Source organism: Streptomyces sp. NPDC047002 (assembly GCF_040704505.1).
Classification (GTDB): Bacteria; Actinomycetota; Actinomycetes; order Streptomycetales; family Streptomycetaceae; genus Streptomyces.
In genome coordinates, this window is sequence record NZ_JBEYWC010000001.1 from 77,137 (window position 1) to 99,158 (window position 22,022).

General features: G+C 74.0%; 22 protein-coding genes and 1 pseudogene. 12 read left to right on the forward strand and 11 right to left on the reverse strand.

Annotation, left to right across the window (positions count from 1 at the left end; all coding sequences use genetic code 11):
• Positions 1-18 precede the first annotated feature (18 nt).
• From AB0910_RS00405 to AB0910_RS00435, 7 genes are all read left to right on the forward strand, one after another.
• Positions 19-666, forward strand: a complete 648-nt coding sequence (locus tag AB0910_RS00405; protein WP_366742236.1) for a hypothetical protein — start codon at positions 19-21, stop codon at positions 664-666.
• Positions 659-1,861, forward strand: coding sequence for an SRPBCC family protein (locus tag AB0910_RS00410; RefSeq protein ID WP_366742237.1), 1,203 nt, complete (start codon positions 659-661; stop codon positions 1,859-1,861). Before AB0910_RS00405 ends, AB0910_RS00410 begins: the two co-directional genes overlap by 8 nt.
• Positions 1,862-1,952: 91 nt before the next feature.
• Positions 1,953-2,438 carry a gas vesicle protein GvpJ gene (gvpJ, locus tag AB0910_RS00415; protein WP_366742716.1) on the forward strand — a complete coding sequence of 162 codons (486 nt, stop codon included), beginning with the start codon at positions 1,953-1,955 and terminating at the stop codon, positions 2,436-2,438.
• Positions 2,435-3,280, forward strand: coding sequence for a GvpL/GvpF family gas vesicle protein (locus AB0910_RS00420; protein ID WP_366742238.1), 846 nt, complete (start codon positions 2,435-2,437; stop codon positions 3,278-3,280). The genes gvpJ and AB0910_RS00420 overlap by 4 nt, the downstream gene beginning before the upstream one ends.
• 5 nt (positions 3,281-3,285) lie before the next feature.
• Positions 3,286-3,525, forward strand: a complete 240-nt coding sequence (locus AB0910_RS00425) for a gas vesicle protein (RefSeq protein WP_366742717.1) — start codon at positions 3,286-3,288, stop codon at positions 3,523-3,525.
• Positions 3,522-3,920 (forward strand): gas vesicle protein K, encoded by a 399-nt coding sequence (locus AB0910_RS00430; RefSeq protein ID WP_366742239.1) that lies wholly within the window; start codon positions 3,522-3,524, stop codon positions 3,918-3,920. The genes AB0910_RS00425 and AB0910_RS00430 overlap by 4 nt, the downstream gene beginning before the upstream one ends.
• 148 nt (positions 3,921-4,068) lie before the next feature.
• A complete protein-coding gene (locus AB0910_RS00435) occupies positions 4,069-5,535 on the forward strand; it encodes an ornithine decarboxylase (protein WP_366742240.1) in 1,467 nt (488 codons plus the stop codon).
• A 50-nt stretch (positions 5,536-5,585) separates the two neighbouring features.
• On the opposite strand, the gene nrfD is transcribed toward AB0910_RS00435, so the two are convergent.
• The 9 genes and pseudogenes from nrfD to AB0910_RS00480 all read right to left on the reverse strand — a co-directional run bounded on the left by nrfD (position 5,586) and on the right by AB0910_RS00480 (position 15,432).
• Complete coding sequence (gene nrfD, locus AB0910_RS00440; protein WP_366742241.1) at positions 5,586-6,623, reverse strand: NrfD/PsrC family molybdoenzyme membrane anchor subunit; 1,038 nt, start codon at positions 6,621-6,623, stop codon at positions 5,586-5,588.
• On the reverse strand, positions 6,620-7,585 hold the full coding sequence (locus tag AB0910_RS00445) for a 4Fe-4S dicluster domain-containing protein (RefSeq protein WP_366742242.1): 966 nt from the start codon (positions 7,583-7,585) through the stop codon (positions 6,620-6,622). The genes nrfD and AB0910_RS00445 overlap by 4 nt, the downstream gene beginning before the upstream one ends.
• Entirely contained in the window at positions 7,582-10,854 is a 3,273-nt protein-coding gene (fdh, locus tag AB0910_RS00450) for a formate dehydrogenase (RefSeq protein ID WP_366742718.1), read from the reverse strand. Before fdh ends, AB0910_RS00445 begins: the two co-directional genes overlap by 4 nt.
• A gap of 447 nt (positions 10,855-11,301) precedes the next feature.
• Positions 11,302-11,859 (reverse strand): annotated as a pseudogene (locus tag AB0910_RS00455) (alcohol dehydrogenase catalytic domain-containing protein); the annotation flags it as partial.
• A gap of 62 nt (positions 11,860-11,921) precedes the next feature.
• A complete protein-coding gene (locus AB0910_RS00460) occupies positions 11,922-12,887 on the reverse strand; it encodes a TIGR03557 family F420-dependent LLM class oxidoreductase (RefSeq protein WP_366742243.1) in 966 nt (321 codons plus the stop codon).
• A gap of 149 nt (positions 12,888-13,036) precedes the next feature.
• Complete coding sequence (locus tag AB0910_RS00465; protein WP_366742244.1) at positions 13,037-13,981, reverse strand: Rieske (2Fe-2S) protein; 945 nt, start codon at positions 13,979-13,981, stop codon at positions 13,037-13,039.
• Positions 13,982-14,078: 97 nt separating this feature from the next.
• Entirely contained in the window at positions 14,079-14,507 is a 429-nt protein-coding gene (locus AB0910_RS00470) for a DUF2267 domain-containing protein (RefSeq protein WP_366742245.1), read from the reverse strand.
• 93 nt (positions 14,508-14,600) lie between these two features.
• Positions 14,601-14,777 carry a hypothetical protein gene (locus tag AB0910_RS00475; RefSeq protein WP_366742246.1) on the reverse strand — a complete coding sequence of 59 codons (177 nt, stop codon included), beginning with the start codon at positions 14,775-14,777 and terminating at the stop codon, positions 14,601-14,603.
• Positions 14,778-14,889: 112 nt separating this feature from the next.
• A complete protein-coding gene (locus tag AB0910_RS00480; RefSeq protein WP_366742247.1) occupies positions 14,890-15,432 on the reverse strand; it encodes an isochorismatase family cysteine hydrolase in 543 nt (180 codons plus the stop codon).
• 188 nt (positions 15,433-15,620) lie between these two features.
• Between AB0910_RS00480 and AB0910_RS00485 the strand changes: the two genes are divergently transcribed.
• From AB0910_RS00485 to AB0910_RS00500, 4 genes are all read left to right on the forward strand, one after another.
• Positions 15,621-16,175, forward strand: coding sequence for a DNA starvation/stationary phase protection protein (locus tag AB0910_RS00485; RefSeq protein ID WP_366742248.1), 555 nt, complete (start codon positions 15,621-15,623; stop codon positions 16,173-16,175).
• Between the two features lie 66 nt (positions 16,176-16,241).
• Complete coding sequence (locus AB0910_RS00490) at positions 16,242-17,060, forward strand: DNA-formamidopyrimidine glycosylase family protein (protein ID WP_366742249.1); 819 nt, start codon at positions 16,242-16,244, stop codon at positions 17,058-17,060.
• A gap of 49 nt (positions 17,061-17,109) precedes the next feature.
• A complete protein-coding gene (locus AB0910_RS00495; protein WP_366742250.1) occupies positions 17,110-17,748 on the forward strand; it encodes a UdgX family uracil-DNA binding protein in 639 nt (212 codons plus the stop codon).
• Positions 17,749-18,046: 298 nt separating this feature from the next.
• Complete coding sequence (locus AB0910_RS00500) at positions 18,047-19,093, forward strand: SRPBCC family protein (protein ID WP_366742251.1); 1,047 nt, start codon at positions 18,047-18,049, stop codon at positions 19,091-19,093.
• Between the two features lie 193 nt (positions 19,094-19,286).
• On the opposite strand, the gene AB0910_RS00505 is transcribed toward AB0910_RS00500, so the two are convergent.
• Positions 19,287-19,916, reverse strand: coding sequence for a histone protein (locus AB0910_RS00505; RefSeq protein WP_366742252.1), 630 nt, complete (start codon positions 19,914-19,916; stop codon positions 19,287-19,289).
• A gap of 185 nt (positions 19,917-20,101) precedes the next feature.
• Here AB0910_RS00505 and AB0910_RS00510 point away from each other — a divergent pair, with 185 nt between their 5' ends.
• Positions 20,102-21,166, forward strand: a complete 1,065-nt coding sequence (locus AB0910_RS00510) for a hypothetical protein (RefSeq protein ID WP_366742253.1) — start codon at positions 20,102-20,104, stop codon at positions 21,164-21,166.
• Positions 21,167-21,208: 42 nt separating this feature from the next.
• Here AB0910_RS00510 and AB0910_RS00515 read toward each other — a convergent pair whose 3' ends face one another.
• Positions 21,209-22,003 carry a class I SAM-dependent methyltransferase gene (locus tag AB0910_RS00515; protein ID WP_366742254.1) on the reverse strand — a complete coding sequence of 265 codons (795 nt, stop codon included), beginning with the start codon at positions 22,001-22,003 and terminating at the stop codon, positions 21,209-21,211.
• Positions 22,004-22,022 lie beyond the last annotated feature (19 nt).

Here is a 22,022-nt window from a genome sequence, read left to right on the forward strand (position 1 = left end):
GAACGAGGTGCGCGACAGATGATGACGAACAACTCCAAGATAGGCGCGGCCCTGGTGGGGGGGTATCTGCTGGGGCGTACGAAGAAGGCGAAGATGGCCATCGGCCTGGGCATGTTCCTGGCCGGCAAGAAACTCGACCTGGACCCCAGGCGACTGGCCTCCGCTGTCGCTGACTCCCCGCTGCTCGGCGGGTTGAACGACCAGGTGCGCAAGGAGCTCGTCGACACCACGAAGTCGGCGGCGGCCTCCGCGCTCACCCGGCGGATCGGGGGCCTCGCGGACTCCCTGCACGACCGGGCGCTGCGCCTCGAGGACGGCGGGGACGGCAGCGGCGACGACGGTGGCGGGGAACCGCCGTCCTCCGACCGCGACCGGGACCGCGACGAATCGTCCGAGGACGCCGAGGAATCCGGCGAAGGCGGTGGCCGCGCGGACGACGGCGAGGACGGCAGGTCCCGGTCCGCCGCGCCGCGCAAGACCGCCTCGTCCGGCGCCCGCAAGGCGTCGTCCGGTACGCGCAAGGCGTCGGGAGCCGCGCGGAAGGCGTCCTCCGGTGCCCGCAAGACCTCGGCGTCCGGTGCGCGCAAGACGGGTTCCGCGGCGCGCGGCAGCGCCTCGCGCGGCAACCGGAAGACGAGCGGCCGGGGAGGTGACGACCGTGGCTGAGTCCACTGAGTCCTCTTTCGGGGCGCTCCGCAGGGACGTGACGCAGAGCCCCGCGGCCGACCGCCTCAAGGAGGAGCTGCGCAACTACCTGGTGGCCAAGGCCACTCACACCGTCACCGACCTCGGCAAGCGGCTCGGCGAGGGCGCGGGGAAGCTGGCCGGCGCAGGAGAGGACACGGGCGGCCTTGCCGGCAGCATCGCCAAGGGCGGCAAGGCGCTGTCGGAGGGCGGTTCGCCCGCCGACGCCGTCAAGGCCGCGGGCAGGGACCACCTCAAGAACACACTGAAGGACACCGTGAAGGGCGTCTTCGGCCGGGGCCGCAAGGGCGGCGGCGGCAAGTCCAAGTCCGTCACCATCAGCGAGGACATCGACGTCGGTGTGCCGGTGCGTGAGGCGTACGACCAGTGGACGCAGTTCCAGGAGTTCTCCACCTTCGCCAAGGGCGTCGTCAGTGTGGAGAAGGGCGACGACACGTCGAGCAACTGGAAGGTCAAGGTCGCCAAGTCCACCCGCAGTTGGAAGGCGAACGTCACCGAGCAGGTGCCGGACGAGCGCATCACCTGGACCACCGAGGGCGCCAAGGGCACCGTGAAGGGCGTCGTCACCTTCCACCGCATCACCGACAACCTGACCCGGGTGCTGCTGGTCCTCGAATACTTCCCCAAGGGGCTGTTCGAGAAGACCGGCAACATCTGGCGGGCGCAGGGGCGCAGGGCGCGCCTCGACCTGAAGCTGTACCGCAAGTTCATCATGATGCGCGGCGAGGCCACCGACTCCTGGCGCGGCGAGATCCGCGACGGCGAGGTCGTCGTGGACCACGACGAGGCGGTGGAGCGCGAGCAGGAGGAACGCGAGGAGCGGGAGGACTCCGCGGACTCCGGCGCGGAGGGTGCCGAGGACGCCGACGACGGCGAGACGGGCGAAGAGGAAGACGCCGAGGACGGCGAACGCCTCGCGGACGAGGACGAGCTGTCCGACGACGACCTCGTCGAGGACGACGACGAGGAGCTGGAGCCCGAGGACGCCGACGAGGCGGCCGAGGAGCCCGACGACGACCTCGCGGAGGACGACGAGGGGGCCGACCTCTACGACGACGAGCACGACGAGCCCGAAGGCTCCGATGACGAGCCCCTCCCCGAGGAGGCCGACGAGGCCGACCCGGAGCGGGAGCCGGCCCGTCCGGGCCGCCGCTGAGGTGGGCAGGCCCCCGGCTCCGGTCCCGGAGCACGCACGACGACGAGCAGGACGAGGGTGAACTGACGTGTCCGACTCACTGGCAGGCCGCATGGGCGGCCCCCCTGCCGGAGCCCCCTACGGGGCGGCGGCGCCCGGGTCGTCCGCGAACCTCGCGGACATCCTGGAGCGTGTCCTCGACAAGGGCGTGGTCATCGCGGGCGACATCCAGATCAACCTGCTCGACATCGAGCTGCTCACCATCAAGCTGCGGCTGCTCGTGGCCTCCGTCGACAAGGCGAAGGAGATGGGCATCGACTGGTGGGAGCACGACCCGTCGCTGTCGTCCCGCGCCAGGGACGACGCCCCGGGACGGCAGATGCAGGCGGGGCACCCCGGGGGCCGGCCCGTCGACAGCGGGCAGGCGGACGAGATCGCCCGGCTGCGCGCCGAGGTGGCGGAGCTGCGGGCCGCGGCCGGGCCCCTGCCCGAGCCGTCCGGCGAGGCCGAGGGACCGGGCGCACCGGGCGAGGACGCCGGGTCCGGCCGCGGCCGCTCGGAGCGCGCCGGTCGCGGGGAGAGGAGCGGAGAGCGTTGACGGCGCAGCACGCGGCGCACGGCCCCGTGGCCGGCACCGTCTCGTACCTGTACGCCGTCTGCCGGGCGGACGTCGCGGCCGCGCCGCCGGTCGCCGGGGTGCCCGCGGGCCCGGGCGACGGCCCTGCGCCGCTGCGGCTGGTGCGCGAGGGAACGCTGGCCGCCGTCGTCTCGTCGGTGCCCGCCGACGCGTACAGCACGGAGGGCCTTGAGGCGAGCCTCGGCGACCTGGAGCGGCTGGAAGCGCTGGCGCGCGCGCACAACGCGGTGGTGGACGCGGTGCACGCCCGCGCGACCGTGCTGCCCATGCGGCTCGCCACCGTGTACCTGGACGACGCGCGGGTCGCCGAGGTGCTGCGCGAGGGCGCGGAGGACTTCGGCCGGCTCCTCGACCGGCTCGAAGGACACGACGAGCTCGGCGTGAAGGTGTACGCCACCCCGGCGGACCGGGCGCGGGGCGCCGCTCCCCGCGAGGAGCCCCCCGCTCCGGAGGGGTCCTCCCCCGGCCGGGCCTATCTGCGCCGCCGCCAGGCGCAGCGGCGCAGCCACCGGGACGCCCACCGCGCCGCGGGCGAGGCCGCGGCGCGGCTGCCCGAGGCGGTGGCAGAGCTCGCGCGGGGACGTGCCGTGCACCGCCCGCAGCAGGCGGATGCGGCCAAGGGCGCGGGCGAGAACATCGCCAACGAGGCCTATCTGGTGGCCCGTTCCGACCGTACGGCGTTCCGTGCCGCGGTGGCGGCGCTGGCCGACGGCGTGCCGGGGGTGCGGGTCGAGGTGACGGGCCCCTGGGCCCCCTACTCGTTCACGTCGCCCGGGGCAGGCCAGGAGGCGGGGACCGCATGACCGAGATGCTGCCCGACTTCCCCCAGGTGCCTGGCGCGCGGATCGACGGCTTCGAGGAGGAGTCGCTCTCCGGCCGCGAGGTCGCGCTGATCGACCTGCTCGACCGGCTGCTGACCGGCGGCGCGGTGCTCACCGGCGACCTGGTGCTGTCCGTCGCGGACGTCGACCTCGTCCACATCAATCTGCGCGCGGTGATCCGGTCGGTCACCGCCGACGAACCTGCTCCCTGGGTGCGTGAGCCATGACGGCACGGAACACCGACTTCACGGAGGTCGCGCAGGCCGCGGCCCGCGCCTTCGACCTGGTGCCCGCGGCACCGGGCGGCGAGCGGCGGACGGGGGCCGCCGGCCGGGACATCGCGCAGCGGCTGCGCACCGACCCGGAGACCGTGGAACGCGACCTGATCAAGCTGGTCCTCACCATCGTCGAGCTGCTGCGCCAGCTGATGGAGCGCACCGCGCTGCACCGGGTGGACCAGGGTGACCTGGACGAGGCCCAGGAGGAGCGCGTCGGGATGACGCTGATGGTCCTCGAAGACCGGATGGCCGAGCTGTGCGACCGCTACGGCCTGACGATGGACGACCTCAACCTCGATCTGGGGCCGCTGGGCTCGCTGCTGCCGCGCGGCGAGGACGGCTGAGGTACCGGGGACCTGCCGCTGGGGCCGCGTACACCGGTCCCCCGCCGGCCTGCCGCCGCGCACCGGACCGCCTTCCGCGCCGTACGCCGTCCGGTGTACGGCGCGGAAGGGGCGCGTCGCGCGGATGCGGCACGGGAAGGCGAGGGTCATGGACCACTCACGTGCACCGGTGCTCGAGGCCCTGGAGAACTACCACACGACGGGGCAGATCCCCTTCACGCCGCCTGGCCACAAGCAGGGAAGAGGCGCGGACGCGCGGGTGCGCTCCGTGCTCGGCGACGCGGTGTTCCGGTCGGACGTGCTGGCCGTCAGCGGCCTCGACGACCGGTCGTCGTCCGCGGGTGTGCTGGCCGAGGCGCAGGAGCTGATGGCCGACGCCGTGGGCGCTGAGCACACCTTCTTCTCGACGTGCGGCAGCTCGCTCTCGGTGAAGGCCGCCATGCTGGCCGTCGCGGGGCCGCACGAGAAGCTGCTGGTCGGGCGGGACGTGCACAAGTCGGTGGTGTCCGGTCTCGTGCTCGCGGGCATCCGGCCCGTCTGGATCGACCCGCGGTGGGACGCCGGGCGGCACCTCGCCCATCCTCCGGGGGCCGCCGCGTTCCGCGCGGCCTTCGACGAGCACCCGGACGCCCGGGGCGCGCTGGTGACCACGCCGACGCCGTACGGCACCTGCGCGGACCTGGCGGCGATCGCCGAGGTCTGCCACGAGCGGTCGGTGCCGCTCATCGTGGACGAGGCGTGGGGCGCGCACCTGCCGTTCCACCCGCGGCTGCCGGCCTGGGCGATGGACGCGGGGGCCGATGTGTGCGTCACCTCCGTGCACAAGATGGGCTCGGGGCTCGAACAGGGCTCGGTGTTCCACCTGCAGGGCTCGCTGATCACCCCCGAGGTGCTGGCGAGCCGGGCCGACCTGCTCGGCACGACCAGCCCGTCCGTCCTGGTCTACGCGGCCCTCGACGGCTGGCGGCGGCAGATGGCCGAGCACGGCAGGGAGCTGTACGACGCGGCGCTCGACCGGGCGGAGTCCGTGCGGAAGGCGATCGCCGCGATCGACGGCATGCGGGTGCACGGCAGGGAGGACTTCTGCGGGCCCTCCCTCGCGGACGACCTGGACCCCCTGCAGATCGTGGTGGACGTGTCCGCGCTGGGTACGACGGGCTACCGCGTCACCGACTGGGTGCGCGAGCGCCACCGGGTCAATCTGCACACGGCCGACCACCGCAGGATCAACGCCCAGCTGACCCACGCGGACGACCGCGGGACCGAGGAGGTCCTGCTCGCCGCGCTCGCCGACGTGGCCGCGCACGCCGACGAGCTGCGGACCCCGGTCCTGGTGGAGGTCCCCGATCCCGCGGACCTCAGGCTCGAACAGGCGCTGCTGCCCAGGGACGCCTACTTCGGGCGGACCGAGGACGTGCCGTGGCAGCGGGCGGCGGGCCGGATCAGCGCCGAGATGCTGACGCCGTACCCGCCGGGCATCCCCGCCGCGCTGCCGGGGGAACGGCTCAGCACCGAGGTGGTGGCGTACCTGCGCAGCGGTGTGGACGCGGGCATGGTGGTGCCGGACGCGGCCGACGCCGCGCTGGGGACGATCCGGGTGGCCGGTGAGGGCTGAGGGACCGGCCGGGGCCTCCTCAGGCGTCCCCGCCGAGGAGGCCCCGGCGCTCAGGAGGCCCCGGCTGCGGCCTCCTCCTCGATCCTGCGGCGCTGGGGGCCGACCGTGTACGCGGGGTCGTCGGCCGAGGCCACGCCCGCGGCGAAGATGCCGAAGCGGGTGCAGGCGGACCCGGCGAGCAGCAGCGCGCCTGCGCCGATCGCCGCGGCCCGGCTGCGGCGGCCGAAGAGGGCGGCGCAGGCTGCGCCGCCGACGGTGAGGGCGCGCGCCGTCTTCAGCAGGGTGCCCGCGCGGCCGGTCCTGTAGGTCTCTGCGACGTCGCCGAGTCGGCGTTCCGCCGCGGCCATCGACACCACGTCGCCGGCGGCGGCGAGCACGGCGGCGCAGCGGGCCGGTGTGTTCTCCCGTACGGGCGCCGCCGCGAGGGCCATCCCCGACGCGGCGGCGGTCGCCGACGCGGTGAAGACGTACGGCAGTTCGCGGTGGGCGCCGTGCCAGGCGGGCACGGCGGTGTCCGCGGCGAGTACGGCCGTGTAGGCGGCGACCGCGGGCCCGACGAGGGCCGCGCCGCCGGTCGCGGCGGCGCCCGCGCGCGGCAGCAGGCCGGTGGCGGAGCTCAGCGCCGCGGCGCCCGCGCAGGAGCCGTAGGCGGACAGCAGCCAGGAGCCGACGCTCATCGGGGAGGTCGGCTTGAACACCCGCAGCATGTGGTGGAAGCGGTCCGGGCGGCCGAGGTCGTGGATGAGCAGCGCGGTGGAGAGCGAGATGGCGCCGAGCGACGAGAGCTTCATGGCCTTGGCCGTGGCGGGCCGCCCGGTGGCGTGCGCGCCGGCCGCGAGGACGGAGCCCGCGCCCGCGAGGCCGCCGAAGAAGAAGTATCCGGCGATGTCCGTCGCCGACCAGGACGGGGCCTTGATGACGGGGCGCCCGTAGTACGAGCCGAACTCGGCGCGGGGCACCATGAGTTCCTCGCCCTTGCGGCGCCGGCCCCGGCGCCGCCCGGCGTCCGGCTGGAGAGCGCGCGGGGAGGCGTCGCGGCCGGGGCGCTCGCCGTGCACACCGTTCTTGGTCACGTCGGAGCCGGTCATCGGCGGGCCCTCCTCGCGGGCAGCTGTGCGGCGGCGAAGGACAGCGCGACGCCGCCGGCGAGCGACAGGGCGGCGGCCGCCGCGTGTTTCCACATGGCGGGCAGGTCGCGGGTGGTGACGACGGGCGCGGGCGGCAGCCCGTAGACCTCGGGTTCGTCCAGGAGCAGGAAGAAGGCGCCGTCGCCGCCGACGCCGTCGTCGGGGTCGTGTCCGTAGAGCCTGGCGTCGGTGACGCCCGCCTCGTGCAGCTGGTCGACGCGGAGCGCGGCGCGCTCGCGCAGCTCGTCGAGCGGGCCGAACTGGATGGAGTCCGTGGGGCACGCCTTGGCGCAGGCCGGCTCCTGTCCCGCGCCGAGCCGGTCGTAGCACATGGTGCACTTGAACGCCCGCCCGTCGTCCGGGCGTTGCTCGATGACACCGTAGGGGCAGGCGGGGACGCAGTAGCCGCAGCCGTTGCAGATGTCCTCCTGGACAACGACCGTGCCGAACTCGGTCCTGAACAGGGAGCCGGTGGGGCACACGTCGAGGCAGGCGGCGTGCGTGCAGTGCTTGCAGACGTCGGAGGACATCAGCCACCGCACGCCGCCCTCGGTCCCCTCCTCCGCGCCGGGCGCGGCGCCGTGCGGTGCGGTGGCGGCCGACTCGCCGCCGAGCAGCGGCAGTTCGGTGCGCCCTTCGGGCGCGGGCACCGGCACCTGCTGCTCGACGAAGGCGACATGGCGCCAGGTGGAGGCGCCGAGCCCCTGGGTGTTGTCGTAGCTCATCCCGGACAGCGAGATGCCGTCCTCGGGGATGGCGTTCCACTCCTTGCAGGCCACCTCGCAGGCCTTGCAGCCGATGCACACGGAGGTGTCGGTGAAGAAGCCGACGCGGGGCGGCGCGTCCCGGTGGCCCGCGTCGGCGGCCGGGTCGGGCTCGTTGCCGCTCAGGAGGTGGGCGGGCCTGCTGCTCGTCTCTGTCACTTGACGGTCTCCGCTCCGGTGCGCCGGGTGATGCCCGCCCTGATCCGGTACTCCTCGACCAGCCGCGGCAGGGCGGGGCCGCGCGGGCGGCGGCCCGCCACGATGTCCGCGGTCAGCGCCTTGTCCTCCTGGATGTGCGCGTTGGGGTCGAGCGCCATCGCGACGAGTTCGTTGGCCGCGTCGCCCGTGGTCACGCCGTTGGGCCCCCAGTGGAACGGCAGCCCGATCTGGTGGACCGTACGGCCGTGCACGGTGAGGGGCTTGATGCGCCGGGTCACCATGACGCGCGCCTCGATGGCGCCGCGCGCCGTGACGATGGTCGCCCAGCCGGCGTGGTCGAGTCCGCGTTCGGCGGCGAGTTCGGGCGAGATCTCGCAGAAGAACTCCGGTTGCAGTTCGGCGAGATAGGGCGACCAGCGGCTCATGCCTCCGGCGGTGAAGTGCTCGGTGAGCCGGTGGGTGGTGACGATGTACGGGTACACGCCGGCGCCGGGTTCGTCGCCGCTCGGGTGGTAGCGGTTGCCCTCGTGTTCGAGCACCTGCCGCACGGGCGAGCGGGGGACGTCCGGGTAGAGGGCGTTGGGGAACGGGGAGTCCTGGGGCTCGTAGTGGGTCGGCAGGGGCCCGTCCTCGAGTCCTGCGGGGGCGTAGAGCCAGCCCTTGCCGTCCGCCTGCATGATGAACGGGTCGTCGCCGCGCAGCGCCTCGGGTCCTGTGGCGCCGTCGGGCGGCACGTGGTCGGGCGGCAGGTCGGGGATGAAGTCGGGGACGTCGTGGCCGGTCCAGCGGCGGTCTGCCGCGTCCCACCACACGTAGGCCTTGCGTGCGCTCCAGGGCTGCCCGTCCGGCGCGGCCGAGGCGCGGTTGTAGAGGATCCTGCGGTTGGCGGGCCACGCCCAGGCCCATTCGGCGGCGACCCAGTCCTGCTCGGTGTGCGGTTTCCTGCGGGCGGCCTGGTTGACGCCTTCCGCGTAGACGCCGCAGTAGATCCAGCAGCCGCAGCGGGTGGACCCGTCGTCCTTGAGCTGGGTGTACGCGCTGAGCGGCGAGCCGTCGGCGGCGTGGCCGTTGATCTCGGCGAGCACGGCGTCGGCGACGGGCTCCGCGAGTGTGCCCTCGACGGGGTAGTCCCAGGTGAGGTCCCGTACGGGCCGGTCCATGGGGTCGGTGGAGCCGGCCAGGCGCTCCTTGATGCGGCGCCCGAGGTGGTACATGAACCACAGGTCGCTGCGCGCGTCGCCCTCGGGTTCGACCGCCGCGTAGTGCCACTGCACCCAGCGGTTTGTGTTCGTGAAGGAGCCGGACTTCTCGGTGTGGGCCGCGGCGGGGAAGAAGAACACCTCGGTCCCGATGTCCTCGGTGCGCAGTTCCCCGGACTCGATCTCGGGGCCGTCCTGCCACCAGGTCGCCGACTCGATCAGGGAGAAGTCCCGGACGACGAGCCAGTCGAGGTTGGCCATGCCGAGGCGCTGGAGTCGGGTGTTGGCCGAGCCGACCGCGGGGTTCTCGCCCATCAGGAAGTAGCCCTTGCAGACCCCTTCGAGCTGGGCGAGCACGGTCTCGTAGGTGGAGTGCGAACCGGTGAGGCGCGGCAGGTGGTCGAAGCAGAAGTCGTTGTCGGCGGTGGCGGCGTCGCCGTAGTACGCCTTGAGGAGGCTGACGAAGTAGGCCCGCATGTTGCCCCAGAAGCCCTTGTCGGTCCTGCTCGCGTCGACGAAGGCGTCCAGGTCCTCGTGGGCGTGCGCGTGCGGCATGGGCAGGTAGCCGGGCAGCAGGTTGAAGAGGGTGGGGATGTCGCTCGACCCCTGGATGGAGGCGTGTCCGCGCAGTGCCTGGATGCCGCCGCCCGGCCTGCCGATGTTGCCGAGGAGCAGCTGGAGGACGCTGGCCGCGCGGATGTACTGGGAGCCGACGGTGTGCTGGGTCCAGCCGACGGCGTAGCAGAAGGCGCTGGTGCGGTCGGGTCCGGAGTTGGCGGTGAGGGCGTCGCACACCGCGCGGAAGGTGTCCTGGGGGATGCCGCAGACCCGTTCGACGAGTTCGGGCGTGTAGCGGGCGTAGTGCCGTTTGAGCACCTGGTAGACGCAGCGCGGGTGCTGGAGCGTCTCGTCGCGGGGCGGCCTGGCGTGGGCCTGCGCGCCGCCCGAGCCGTGGGCCTCCGCGCCGCCCGCCTCGCCGATGCGCCGTCCCGCCTCCGCGCTCTCCTCCCGCACCTCGTACTGCTGGTCGGGGTCGCCGGAGGGCGCCTGCACCTCGGCGCCCTCGTACTGCCAGCTGCCCGGCTCGTAGCGGTGGCCTTCGGCGTCGAGTCCCGAGAAGACGCCGGCCAGGTCCTCGGTGTCCTTGAAGTCCTCGCCGACGAGGGTGGCCGCGTTGGTGTACGAGAGGACGTACTCGCGGAAGTCCTTCTCCTCGGTGAGCACGTGGTTGACGATCGCGCCGAGGAAGGCGATGTCGCTGCCGGCGCGGATCGGGACGTGCAGGTCGGCGAGCGCGCTGGTCCTGGTGAAGCGCGGGTCGACATGGATGATCCTCGCGCCGCGCGCCTTGGCCTCCATGACCCACTGGAAGCCGACCGGGTGCGCCTCGGCGTAGTTGGAGCCCTGGATGACGATGCAGTCGGCGTGCTGGAGGTCCTGCATGAAGGTGGTGGCGCCGCCGCGGCCGAACGAGGTACCGAGGCCCGCCACGGTGGAGCTGTGGCACACCCTGGCCTGGTTCTCCACCTGGACGACGCCGAGGCCCGTCAGGAGCTTCTTGATGAGGTAGTTCTCCTCATTGTCGAGGGTGGCACCGCCGAGGCTGGCGATGCCCATGGTGCGTGCGGTGCGCAGTCCTTGGTGCTCCCACTGCCAGGTCTCGCGCCGGGTCCTGACGACCCGGTCGGCGACCATGTCCATGGCGGTCTCCAGGTCGAGCCGCTCCCATGTGGTCCCGTGGGGGCGCCGGTAGAGAACCTCGTGGCGGCGGGCGTCCCCGGTGGTGAGCTGGAGGGTGGCCGAGCCCTTGGGGCAGAGCCTGCCGCGGCTGACGGGCGAGTCGGGGTCGCCCTCGATCTGCACGACCTCGTCGCCCTTGACGTACACCTGCTGGCCGCAGCCGACGGCGCAGTACGGGCACACCGACTTGACCACGCGGTCGGCGGTGTCGGTACGCGGGCGCAGGGTCTCGGTGCGCGGGGAGGTGGCGGCGCTGCCTCTGCCGAGCGGATCCGCCCCGGTGAGCTGCCGGTACACGGGCCAGCTCTGCATGAGCCTGCGGACACCCATCGCGACCTCCAGCGCCTTTCGGGCCCCTCCCCCAGGCTCCCCTGGGGGACCGTGTTCCGCAACGGCCGCCGGGCGCGGCCGGGGGCTGGGGTCGCGTACCCCCGCCCGCGGAATCAATGCCGCCCAGCGCCGCACGTTGGCCTGGCCCCTGCGCAGCTGGATCTGCTTGTCGAAGGCGGTGAGGAGGGGAACGGGGTCGACGGTGCCGCCGTAGACGCCGGACAGGGAGACGCTGCCGCCCCTGCGGACCGCGTCGATCGCGGTGTTGAAGGCGGCCATGCTGTCCATGCCCGCCGTCTCCATCAGCTGCTGCCCGACCGAGTCGGGCAGCAGGCCGACGAGCCGCTGCGCGTTCTTCTCCACCGGGTTGCCGTGGGCCTCCATGCCGACCGCGTCGGGGCCCCGGCCTCCGGTGAGGTCGCGGAGCTCGTCGCCGAGCCTGTCCCCCAGCTCCTCGGCGTCGAGGGTGTGCACTCCGCGTGCGCGGGCCCGCGCCAGCCGCTCGGGCACCAGGTCGACGCCGATGACGTGCCCTGCGCCCCGGTGCAGGGCGATGCGCGCGGCCATGTCGCCGATGGGCCCGAGGCCGAGGACGGCGACGCTGCCGCCCTGCGGGACGTCCGCGTACTCGACGGCCTGCCACGCGGTGGGCAGCACGTCGGACAGGTAGACGAAGCGGTCGTCCGCAGGGCCGTGCGGGACCTTGACGGGGAGGGTGTCGCCGAACGGGACGCGCAGGAACTCGGCCTGCCCGCCGGGGACCTGCCCGTAGAGCTTGGAGCAGCCGAACAGCGCGGCGCCCGTGCCGTACGCGTGCACCTGGGTGGTCTCGCACTGCGAGTGCAGGCCCTGTCCGCACATCCAGCAGGTGCCGCAGGAGACGTTGAAGGGGACGACGCCCCGGTCCCCCGCCGCGAGCGTGGTGACCGCACGACGATGTCCTCGGGGTTCTCGATCTCGGGGCCGGGGACCGTGTCGACGCGTACGTCGCGCTTGCCGTGCCAGGTCAGGGCCCTCATGGCGCCTTCAGGTGGTTCTGTCGCTGCGGGTGTCGGGGGTCGGCGGCGTCAGCGGTGCGGCTCGCGCAGGCGGGGCAGTACCTCGGTGCGGTAGAAGTCGAAGAACTGGGTCTGGTCGGGTCCGATCTGATTGACGTACACCTCGTCGAACCCGGCGGGCGCGTACGCGCCGACCGCGTCGACGTGTTCGTCCACGGCGTCGCCGAGGACCACGTTCTCGCGGATCATGTCCTCGGTGACCAGGCTCGATGCCTGCCGGAAGTGCTCGGGCGCGGGCAGCAGCTGGGCCAGTTCACCGGGGAGCTGCTCGTTGGGCCAGAGGCGGTGCACGGTTGCCGCGGCCCGGTCCCTGTCGGTGTCCCAGCACACCTTCAGGCCGCCGATCACCGGTTTGGCGCCGCCGCCCGCCCGGCGGAACTGCTCGACCAGGGGCGCGTCGGGCGACATGGTCACGAAGCCGTCGCCGATGCGTCCGGCGAGCGCCGCCGCCTGCGGCCCGAATCCGGAGACGTACACCGGCGGCGGCTCGTCCGGCAGGGTGTAGAGGCGGGCGTTCTGCACGGTGTAGTGGTCGCCGCGGTGGGTGATCTGCTCGCCCGTGAACATCTTCCGGATGACCTGCACGGCCTCTTCGAGCATCTGCATGCGCTCGCCCGCCTCGGGCCAGGCGTCGCCGAGAATGTGCTCGTTGAGTGCCTCTCCCGTACCGACCCCGAACCTGAACCCGCCCCCGGTGAGGACGGCGGCGGTCGCCGCGGCCTGCGCGTTGAGCACCGGGTGCAGCCGCACCGTGGGGCAGGTGACGAGGGTGGTGACGGGCAGCGAGGTGACCTGGGAGAGGGCGCCGATGACCGACCAGACGAACGAGCTCTGCCCCTGCTCGTCGTTCCACGGGTGGAAGTGGTCGGAGACGGCCAGGGCTTCGAACCCCGCCTGTTCGGCCAGGCGTGCCTGGTCGAGGAGTTCGTGCGGGCCGAACTCCTCGGACGACAGGAAGTATCCGTAGGCGGTCATCCGTGGGTTCCTTCCGTGGTGGTTCGCCGTGCGTCCGGGGCGCCTCACCGGCCGGGCCCGGTGCGGTCCGTGCTCTCCCCGCCTGAGTGCCCCTTCGGCCGCCTGGCATGCAGGACGGAGCCGGCCTGCGTCACCGTGCCCGGCGCGCCTCAGCCGGCGCCCGGCAGGCGGACCTCCACGGTGCCTTCCGGGGTGGTGCGCGTCTCGAAGGACGGCTGGGGCGCGGTGGCCGGGCCCCGTACGTTCCAGCCGTCCGAGAGGCGGAACGCGCTGCCGTGCCACGGGCAGGTGACGCAGCCGTCCCGCACGGTGCCCTCGGACAGCGGGCCCGACAGGTGGCTGCACCGGTCGGCCAGCGCGTCGACGCGGCCGTCCGCGTGCCGGTACACCAGCAGCGGGACCTCGCCGAGCGTCCTGCGCACGGGCTCCCCCGACGGCAGGTCGGCCAGGGGGCCGAGCGGATACCAGCCGGGGTCGAGCAGGTGCGGCACGGGTTCCGTCTTGTTGGCGCCCGCGGCCTGCCGGTACGCGAGGTGCCCGCCGATCGCGCCCGCCGCCGAGACCACGCCGAGCCCGGCGTAGGCGAGTGCGCGGCCCCAGCCGGTTCTGCCGCGTCCGCGCGCCACCCAGGAGCCGGTGTACAGCCCGACCGCGACCGCGTTGGCCGCCGCGTGGACGAGTCCGGTGCGCATCTGCTGTTCGTGCTGCTCGGCCCAGTCGACCCAGCCGGCCGCGGCGGCGGGCGCGGCGGCGGCGATTCCGACGCCGACGAGCACCCGGCTCTGGCGCGCGCTGCCCGGCAGGGCGTCGAGCACGGCCGCGGACAGCCACGCGCCGGTCGGCACCTGGACGAGGAGCGGATGCAGCGGATGGCCGGTCTGCCGACCGTGGAGCACGTCCCGTGCGCGACCGAGGGGCAGCGCCCGCACGGCCTTCTGCACGGGCGTGATCAGCGGATCGAGGCCGCCGGCGGCACCGAGGGCGTCGAGTGCCCTGACGGAGGACGCGAGCAGGCCCGCGGCGAGCCGCGGCAGCCGGGAGGCGCGCGGCGAGGGAGTCGGTGTTCCGGATGCGTGGCGTGACGGCGGGGGCATGAACCTCGGTGTTGCCTCGCGCGCCGTCTTCCAAACCCGGGGGTGCTCCCTGCGGGGCGGGGCCGTACGAAGTTCCGGGGTACGGCCCCGGGGTGGTTCACCGGCCAGGGTCGGCGACGCGGGCGGTCGGCAGCAGGGACCCGATGTCGCGGGGCAGGGCGTCGGTGACCTTCTTCATCAGCTCGGGCGCCACGGCGGCGTCGAGCGCCTCGAACACGGCACCCACGTACTCCACCGCCGCGTCCTCGTCCGCCTCGGCGCGCCAGGCCACCCGGCCGACGAACGTCGGCAGGTCGAAGCGCTCGGCCGCCGAGCCGTCGGGGCTCACGTCGGGTCCGGCCGCTTCCGGGCCCTCGACCAGGGCCACCAGGTCTGCGGGGAGCTGCGCGAAGAGGTGGCGGGCCGTGCCGTCGGGCAGCCGTTCCGCCAGGGTGGCGAGGACGGCGCGCGTCACCCGGGTGGCCGCGCCCCGATCGGGCAGGGCAGCTCCCGCCTGTACATGGCCGATCAACTCGTCGTACTGCATGAGCGTGTGCTCCCTTTCTTCGCTGCCGCCCTGACCGGGTAACCGGCAGGTCCCCGCCGAAACGGGCGGGCACGGCGGCCCCGGGCGGTCGGCTCACGGGAACAGGGCGATGCCGAGCACGACGAGCACGACCACCACCACGACGACGGCGACCAGGCCCCAGCCCTTGCGGCCCTTGGCGGGTTCGGCGGGGCCGCCGCGTGGACGGTCCTCGGGGAGCGTCGGGTGCTGCGGGCGGTCGTGGCTGTAGAAGTCGTCCTTCGGTGTCACGGGTCCACTCCTCACTGGGGGGTGCGCGGTCCCGTCCCAGTACCCAGGAAGGCGCGCGCCATGACCGCCGGGGCGCGGGGCGCGTTACGGGGGGGGTGCCCGTCCGCCGGGGTCAGTCCGCGAGGGCGACGGCGTCGGCCGTGGTGATCTCGGCGGCCATGTTGCGCTCCATCATGTGCAGGGCCGGATCGGCGAGCTCCCGGTGGATGTGCGCGACCGCGTCCCTGGGCACGGCGACGTCGAGGTGGCGGATGTGCGCGTCGAGGGCGGAGTAGAGCACGCACTGCTCGGTGACCTGGCCGGACAGCACGACGCGGCCGACGCCGAGCTGGGTGAGCAGATAGGCGAGCGGCGTCTCGTAGAAGATCGAGTGCCGGGCCTTGATCACGAACAGCGACTGTTCGTCGGGGCGCAGCGGCTCGACGAGGTCCGCGTGGGCGCCGGAGAGCGCCGTGTCGAGGATCTCGCCGTGGTGCGAGCGCCACTCGCCGAAGTTGTCGTTGACGTAGATGACCGGGGCGCCGCGCTCCCTGGCGCGCTCGATCAGCCGCACCACCGCGGGGACGGCCCGGCGGGCCGAGGGCAGCAGCAGCTCGGCGTCGGCGTGGTCATATGTGTTGATCATGTCGATGACGATGACGGCCGTCTTGCGCATGGCTTCCATGGTGCCCCACGCGCCGCTCCCGCCCCTCCCGCGCCACCTGCGCGGACGCGGCCGCGCGGCCCCGCAGTGTGTGAGGTCGGCCACGGACGGGTGAACCGCGGCGAGAGCCGCGTCATGAACAGGAAGCAGTCGGGTACTCGGCGTGGAGACCGAGCACACCGTGCGACAGGAGGCACACCGTGACGAAGAATCACACTCCGAGCTACACCGTCCCCGGCGTCGGCGTCGAGCAGGCCGGCGACATCATCGGCCACCTGCAGACCCGCCTCCATGCGCTGAACGACCTGCACCTCACCCTCAAGCACATCCACTGGAACGTGGTCGGTCCGCACTTCATCGCCGTGCACGAGATGCTCGACCCGCAGGTCGACCGCGTCCGCGACATGGCCGACGACGTGGCGGAGCGGATCGCCGCCCTCGGTGGTGTCGCCCACGGCACGCCGGCCGCCCTGGTCGCCGAGCGCACCTGGGAGGACTACAGCGTCGGCCGGGCCGACGCGATCGCCCACCTCGGCGCACTCGACCTCGTGTACACGGGCATCGTCGAGGACCTCAGGAAGGCCATCGACCACATCGGCCCGCTCGACACCGCCACCGAGGACCTGCTCATCGGGCAGCTGCGCGACCTCGAACAGTTCCAGTGGTTCGTCCGCGCCCACCTCGAGACCGCGGGTGGCGACCTGCGCACCGCCGGTGCGCACACCGAGACGGACGCCGCGCGCAAGGCCGGCTGACCGGGTGGCGCCGCCGGCCGCGGCGGCCGGCGCCACCGCTCCACCCCGAGGAGAGGGCACGGGACCATGCCCGAGCTTCCCGATGTCGAGGGTTTCCGCCAGGTGCTGCTGTCCTGCGGCCGGGGGCGCCGGGTGACCGGTGTGCGGGTGCGGGACGCGGGGGTGCTGCGCGGAGTGGGTGTGACGCGGCTGCGGAGTGCGCTGGAGGGGCGGCGGCTCGGGACTCCGTGGCGGCACGGCAAGTGGCTGTTCGTGCCGACGGAGGACGGCGCGCCGCCCCGGGGCGAGGACCCGGCAGGGGCCGAAGGGCCTGTGCTCGCCTTCCACTTCGGCATGACGGGGTCGCTGCGCTGCGGCGCGCGCGACGAGGCGCCCGCGCCGCACGACCGCATCGTGTTCACGCTCGACGGGCCGAGGTCCCTGCGCTACCGGGACCAACGCAAGCTGCAGGGCGTCCGGTTGACGGACGCCGCGGGCATCGACCGGATACGTGAAGGGCTCGGGCCCGATGCACTGAGCGTGCACAAGCCGGAGTTCGAGGAGGCGCTGGCGGGGCGGCGCGGCGCGGTCAAGAGCGAGCTGATGGACCAGTCTGTGATCGCGGGCCTCGGGAACCTGCTGTGCGACGAGATCCTGTGGCGTGCCCGGGTCGCTCCCCGCACCGCGGCCCGGGACATGGACGGGCGGACGCTGCGCGGTGTGCACACCGCGATGGGCCGCGTGCTCAAGACGTCCGTGCACGACCGGTGCGTACCGCCGCGCCGCGGCTGGCTGACCGGGCGCAGGGACGACGGCGACCCGCACTGCCCCCGCTGCGGCAGCAGCCTGCGCTCGGGGCGGGTCTCGGGCCGCAGAACCGTGTGGTGCCCGGTCTGCCAGCCCTGAACACACCACGTGGAGGGGCCGGGGCAGGCCCGGGCCCAGGGAGGTCGCCATGGACGAGCCGTACGACGCCGGCCCCTATCTGCCCGGCCGCGGCGGCCTGCCCGCGCACCGCCGCGCGGCCGCCGAGTGCCACGGCTGCCCCCTGTACCGGCCGGCGACACAGACGGTGTTCGGCACGGGTACGTCGACGGCGCGGCTCATGGTGGTCGGTGAGGAGCCGGGCGACCAGGAGGACCGGCAGGGGCTCCCCTTCGTCGGTCCCGCGGGCCGTCTGCTGCGCCGCGCCATGGCCGAAGCGGGGCTGCCCGTGGAGGGCGCCTATCTCACCAACGCCGTCAAGCACTTCACGTACGAGCGGCGCGGCTCGGGCAAGCGGCGTATCCACAAGCCGCCGTCGCTGCGGGAGTTGACGGCGTGCGCCCCATGGCTCGACGCGGAGCTGCGCCTCGTCGCGCCCGATGTGGTGGTGGCGCTCGGCGGTACCGCGGTGAAGGCGCTGCTCGGCCGGGACGCCCGCGTGGGCCGCGTGCGCGGCGAGCCCCGCCGGGGACGCGACACCGGGCACGCCGTCGTCGTCGCGACGCTCCACCCCTCCGCCGTACTGCGCGCGGACGACCGCGCAGAGCAGTACGCGGGCCTCGTGGCCGACCTGCGCGTCGCCGCGGAAGCCCTCGGCCGACGGGCTTGAGCCCGGGGCCGCACCGCGGCCGGGCCTGACGGCTCAACGGCACCGGGATACCGAGCTTCAGCACGGCCCCGACGTCAGTGCATCCCCGCCGCGGTCCGAGGCCGCACGGGGCGGAGGGTGTCGGCGGTATGCCGGGCGGTCCCTGGGTACCCGTCGGGGTCCGAGCGGGAAGTGTGGCCGCGGTGTGTGCGGCGGAGAGCCCGTCGCGGCGGCCCTCTCGGCCCTGCCGGGTGCCCTCCGGGTGCCGGGACGGGGGCTTGAGCGCGCGGGAGACCGGCGGGATGAGAGGTGACGGGGCATGGCGAGCACGCAGCAGGGCGGATCCGCCCTCGGCGGGCTGGTGAAACGGGCACTCAAGGAGGAGGCGTCGCGCCGGTTCGACGCGAGCGTGGGAGGGCTCGCCGACCGGGCGAGCGGTGCGGTCTCCCGCGCGACCGGCCTGCTCACGGATCTGGCCGACAACGACGGGCGGTTGCCACGCCCCGGCGGGCCGAGCGGCGGCGGTCCGCTCTCCTCGGTGGCCGCGCTCGCCGGTCTCGGCCAGTCGGCCCCCGCGGCGCTCGCGGGAAAGGCGAAGGACGCGGTCAAGGGCGCGAAGGACACGGCGGAGGGTGCGACGGGTTCCGGCGGCAGCGGGCACGCGGGCGACACCAAGGTCACGAGCATCATCGAGGTGCTCGACATCGGCAAGCCGCTGCGCACCGTCTACGACCACTGGACGCGGTACGAGGACTTCAACGTCTTCACCAAGGGCGTGCAGAGCGTGACCCAGAACGACGACGCGACGAGCGACTGGTCGGTGAAGATCGCCTTCTCCACCCGCAGCTTCTCCGCGACCGTCCAGGAGCAGATACCGGACGAGCGCATCGCGTGGACCTCCCAGGGGGCGAAGGGGTCGACCCAGGGAGCGGTCAGCTTCCACGACCTGGCGCCCGACCTCACGCGGGTCGTCGCCGTCGTCGAGTACTACCCCTCGGGCTTCTTCGAGAAGACGGGCAACCTGTGGCGCGCCCAGGGCAGGCGGCTGCGGCTCGACCTCAAGCACTTCGCGCGCCATGTGACGCTCACGGACGAGGAGCCCGACGGCTGGCGCGGCGAGATCCGCGACGGCGAGGTGGTCAGGAGCCACGAGGACGCGGTGCGGGACGAGGAAGCGCGCGACAACGGGGACGACGACCGCTGTGCCGACGAGGACGCCGAACCGGACGACTCCGCTGCCGCCGATGACGCCGCCGACTCCGACGACGCCGACGACGATGGGGATGGCGACTACGACGAGTATGACGAGGACGAGGAGTACGAGGGCGATGACGCCGGGGACGGCGAGGGCGCCGGGCGCCGTTGACGGGTGCGTGGAAGCGCCTGGGGGACGTCCGCGCGTACAGCAGGCCGCGGGGCGCGCGGGCGTCCGCGGCCCGCTCCCCCGTGCGAAGTTCAGTTACGGGGGCGCGGCCGGGCGTGCGGTGAGTACGCCACAGGCAGGCGCCCGGCCAGGAGGATTTCCCTGATCCCGACCGGCAGTCGGGCGAACTCCCGCATCAGGAGCCGTGGTCCGGGCGGCGCCTCCGGGACTCGCGGGTGCGCGCCGTGGACTTGCGCGCCGGTGCGGCCTTCTTGCGTGCGGGCCTGTCCGCTTCCGGCTTCTCCGGAGGGGGCTTCTTCGCGGCCTTCTTGGCGGGCTTCCTCGCGGGCGCGGGTTTCCCTGGCGGCTCCGGCCCGCGCGCCCGCTTCGCGGGGGCGCGGCGCCGGGCCGGGGGCTGCGCCGGCTCCTCGTCCTCCTCCTCGGCCTCGTCCTCGGGGAGCTCGTCCTCGTCGGTCTCGTCCTCTTCCGGCTCTTCCGGCGGTTCGTCCTCCTCGCCGCCGGCTCCCGGCACGCGGCTGCCGACCGCGCCGGTCACCGTGTCGAGCCCGCGGTCGGCCACGGAGGTCAGGGCCTTGCGGACGGCTTCGAGCCCCTCCGTCCTTATCTGCTCCTGGAGTTCGGCCACTTGCGGGACCTCGGCGAGACGCCGTGCACCCTCGGTGACGAGTTGTTTCGGTTCGAGGCCGAACCTGCGGCCGAGCAGGAACGTGACCGTCGTCAGGGCGAGCCGGGTCTTCTTCGTGCGGCCCAGCAGATAACCGCCCGCGACCGCCGCGGCGACCGTGAGCTTGGTGTCGTCCTCCATCACTGCGCCACCTTCGCGTCTCTTCGGGCGTCACAACTCCCCTCTCTCCACTGTGCGCCGCATCGCCGCGTCCCACCAGGCAGAGCGCCGCCGCCCATCTATGTCCCCGATGCCGGTTTTCTCCGTGGGCGTGCCACCATGGAGGGAGCAACTGGCCGCAGCACACGACTGAGGGGCCCTTCCCCATGTCCGAGAGCGCCCGAGACAGCGAGGAGCCGGAGGGGGACGTCGAGGACGCGGAGATCGTCGACTCCGCCGGCGCTGCCTACGAGGACGACGATCCTGCGGCGCGGGAGAGTCCCGACGTCTATCTCGACGTACCGGACCTGCGGGTCGACGAGATCAATCTGGAGGTCGAGAACCTCCGGGCGCAGGTGTCCCTCAGGGCCGAGGTGCTCGACCTGCTGAAGTTGCAGGTGGGCGCCGATGTGCGGCTGGACCGGGTGCATCTGGACGTGCAGGGCGTCGAGGCGCAGGCCCAGCTGAAGGTCCGGCTGCACCGCGTCGCGGCCATCCTGGACCGGGTGCTCTCGACCATCGACCGCAACCCGCAGATCCTGGAGCAGCTGACGCGCGGGGTGGGCGCGGCGGCCGAGGAGATCGGTTCGGGCACCGGCCGGGCCGCGGGCGAACTGGGCCGCGGCGCGGGCGAGGCCGTGGAGAAGGTCGGGCGCGGTGCGGGCGGCGCTGTCGAGGACGTCGGACGGGGTGCGGGCGGCGCCGCCGAGGAGGTCGGCCGTGGGGCGGGCGGCGCGGCGGCAGGCGTCGGGAGGGGCGCCGGGCGCGCGGCGCAGGGCGCGGGCCGGGGCGCGGAGGAGGCACTCGGCGACGTCGGATCCGCCGCACAGGACGCCACCGGCGAGACCGGATCGGCCGCGCAGAGCGCCACCGGCGAGGCCGGATCGGCCGCAAGGACCGCCGCTGATGACGTCGGGTCCACCGCGGAGAGCGCCGCCGACAAGGCGGGGTCCGCCGCAGACGAGGCCGACTCCGCCGCCAAAGACTCCGACGACGCCATCGGCGGGCGCGCCGCCGGTGCCGTGCAGCGCGGCGGGCGGGCCGCGGGGCGCGCCGCCAGGGCCGACGACGCGGAGGAGGCGGCGGAGGACGTCTCACCCTCCGCCCGGAGCAGGACGGGCGCGCCGCCGTCCCGCAGGGGCCGGACCACGCCCCGTGCCCGCGAGCGGGCGGGCGACGAGCCCCGTGCGCCGCGCAGGCGCCCAGTCGCGCACCGGCGCGACCGTTCCTGAGCCCGCGTCCGCGACCGGTCGCGGCACGTGCCGGCGTACCGCTCAGCGGACCGCGGCGACCAGCGCGTCGCTCGGCGAGCACCAGACGGCGCGCGCCTCGGCGAATCCGGCCTCCCGCAGGGTGGCGGTGTGCCACTCGACGGTGGTGGGCCGCGCCCGGCGGGCGGTGCCGCCGTCCGGCGCGGGTGTCCTGGGGTCACCCAGCAGCCCGAAGCGCCTGCGCGCGGGCTCCGCGAGTACGGGGTCGTCGGCGACGGCGCTCCACCACGCGGCCCAGTCCTGCGCGCCCTCGGCGCGTTCGCGTGCCATGCGCGCCTCGGTGTGGGCGCGGGCGGCGGCGTTGATGCGGGGTGCGGACGCGTCGGCCATGTGGTCGGCGTTGAGGAAGACGCCGCCCTCCCGCAGGACTCCTGACAGCCGGTGGTAGAGGGCGCGCAGCGGCTCGGTGTCGAGCCAGTGCAGGGCGGTGGCGGTGAGGACCGCGTCGTAGGTGCGCCGCGGCAGGGCCCGCGTCCAGTCCGGGTCGGTGAGGTCCGCGGTGACGAACTCGACGCGGTCGTCGGTGGCGAACGTGCCGGTGGCGATGGCAAGGAGCGCGGGGTCGAGGTCGACGCCGGTGCTGCGGGCGCCGGGGATGCGGCGCAGCAGGCGGTCCGTGATCGTGCCGGTGCCGCAGGCGAGGTCGAGCACCGCGGGCGCGGGGCCCGCGAGGGCTTCCACCAGGTCGAGCATGACGCGGAAGCGTTCCTCGCGGTCCGGCATGTACCACTCCTGCTGGCGGTCCCAGCTGTCCTGCCACTGCTGCCAGGCGGCGGGGCGGTCGGTCGTCGTGGTCACGGTGGCCTCCGGGGTGTGG

Excerpts from the sequence above, each read along its gene's own strand:
- AB0910_RS00500 (WP_366742251.1), top strand. The coding sequence starts at position 18,047 with ATGGCGAGCACGCAGCAGGGCGGATCCGCCCTCGGCGGGCTGGTGAAA.
- fdh (WP_366742718.1), bottom strand. The coding sequence starts at position 10,854 with ATGGGTGTCCGCAGGCTCATGCAGAGCTGGCCCGTGTACCGGCAGCTC.
- AB0910_RS00460 (WP_366742243.1), bottom strand. The coding sequence starts at position 12,887 with ATGACCGCCTACGGATACTTCCTGTCGTCCGAGGAGTTCGGCCCGCAC.
- AB0910_RS00405 (WP_366742236.1), top strand. The coding sequence starts at position 19 with ATGATGACGAACAACTCCAAGATAGGCGCGGCCCTGGTGGGGGGGTAT.
- AB0910_RS00435 (WP_366742240.1), top strand. The coding sequence starts at position 4,069 with ATGGACCACTCACGTGCACCGGTGCTCGAGGCCCTGGAGAACTACCAC.
- AB0910_RS00470 (WP_366742245.1), bottom strand. The coding sequence starts at position 14,507 with ATGCAGTACGACGAGTTGATCGGCCATGTACAGGCGGGAGCTGCCCTG.
- AB0910_RS00480 (WP_366742247.1), bottom strand. The coding sequence starts at position 15,432 with ATGCGCAAGACGGCCGTCATCGTCATCGACATGATCAACACATATGAC.
- AB0910_RS00495 (WP_366742250.1), top strand. The coding sequence starts at position 17,110 with ATGGACGAGCCGTACGACGCCGGCCCCTATCTGCCCGGCCGCGGCGGC.
- AB0910_RS00425 (WP_366742717.1), top strand. The coding sequence starts at position 3,286 with ATGCTGCCCGACTTCCCCCAGGTGCCTGGCGCGCGGATCGACGGCTTC.
- AB0910_RS00430 (WP_366742239.1), top strand. The coding sequence starts at position 3,522 with ATGACGGCACGGAACACCGACTTCACGGAGGTCGCGCAGGCCGCGGCC.
- nrfD (WP_366742241.1), bottom strand. The coding sequence starts at position 6,623 with ATGACCGGCTCCGACGTGACCAAGAACGGTGTGCACGGCGAGCGCCCC.
- AB0910_RS00510 (WP_366742253.1), top strand. The coding sequence starts at position 20,102 with ATGTCCGAGAGCGCCCGAGACAGCGAGGAGCCGGAGGGGGACGTCGAG.
- AB0910_RS00505 (WP_366742252.1), bottom strand. The coding sequence starts at position 19,916 with ATGGAGGACGACACCAAGCTCACGGTCGCCGCGGCGGTCGCGGGCGGT.
- AB0910_RS00490 (WP_366742249.1), top strand. The coding sequence starts at position 16,242 with ATGCCCGAGCTTCCCGATGTCGAGGGTTTCCGCCAGGTGCTGCTGTCC.
- AB0910_RS00465 (WP_366742244.1), bottom strand. The coding sequence starts at position 13,981 with ATGCCCCCGCCGTCACGCCACGCATCCGGAACACCGACTCCCTCGCCG.
- gvpJ (WP_366742716.1), top strand. The coding sequence starts at position 1,953 with ATGGGCGGCCCCCCTGCCGGAGCCCCCTACGGGGCGGCGGCGCCCGGG.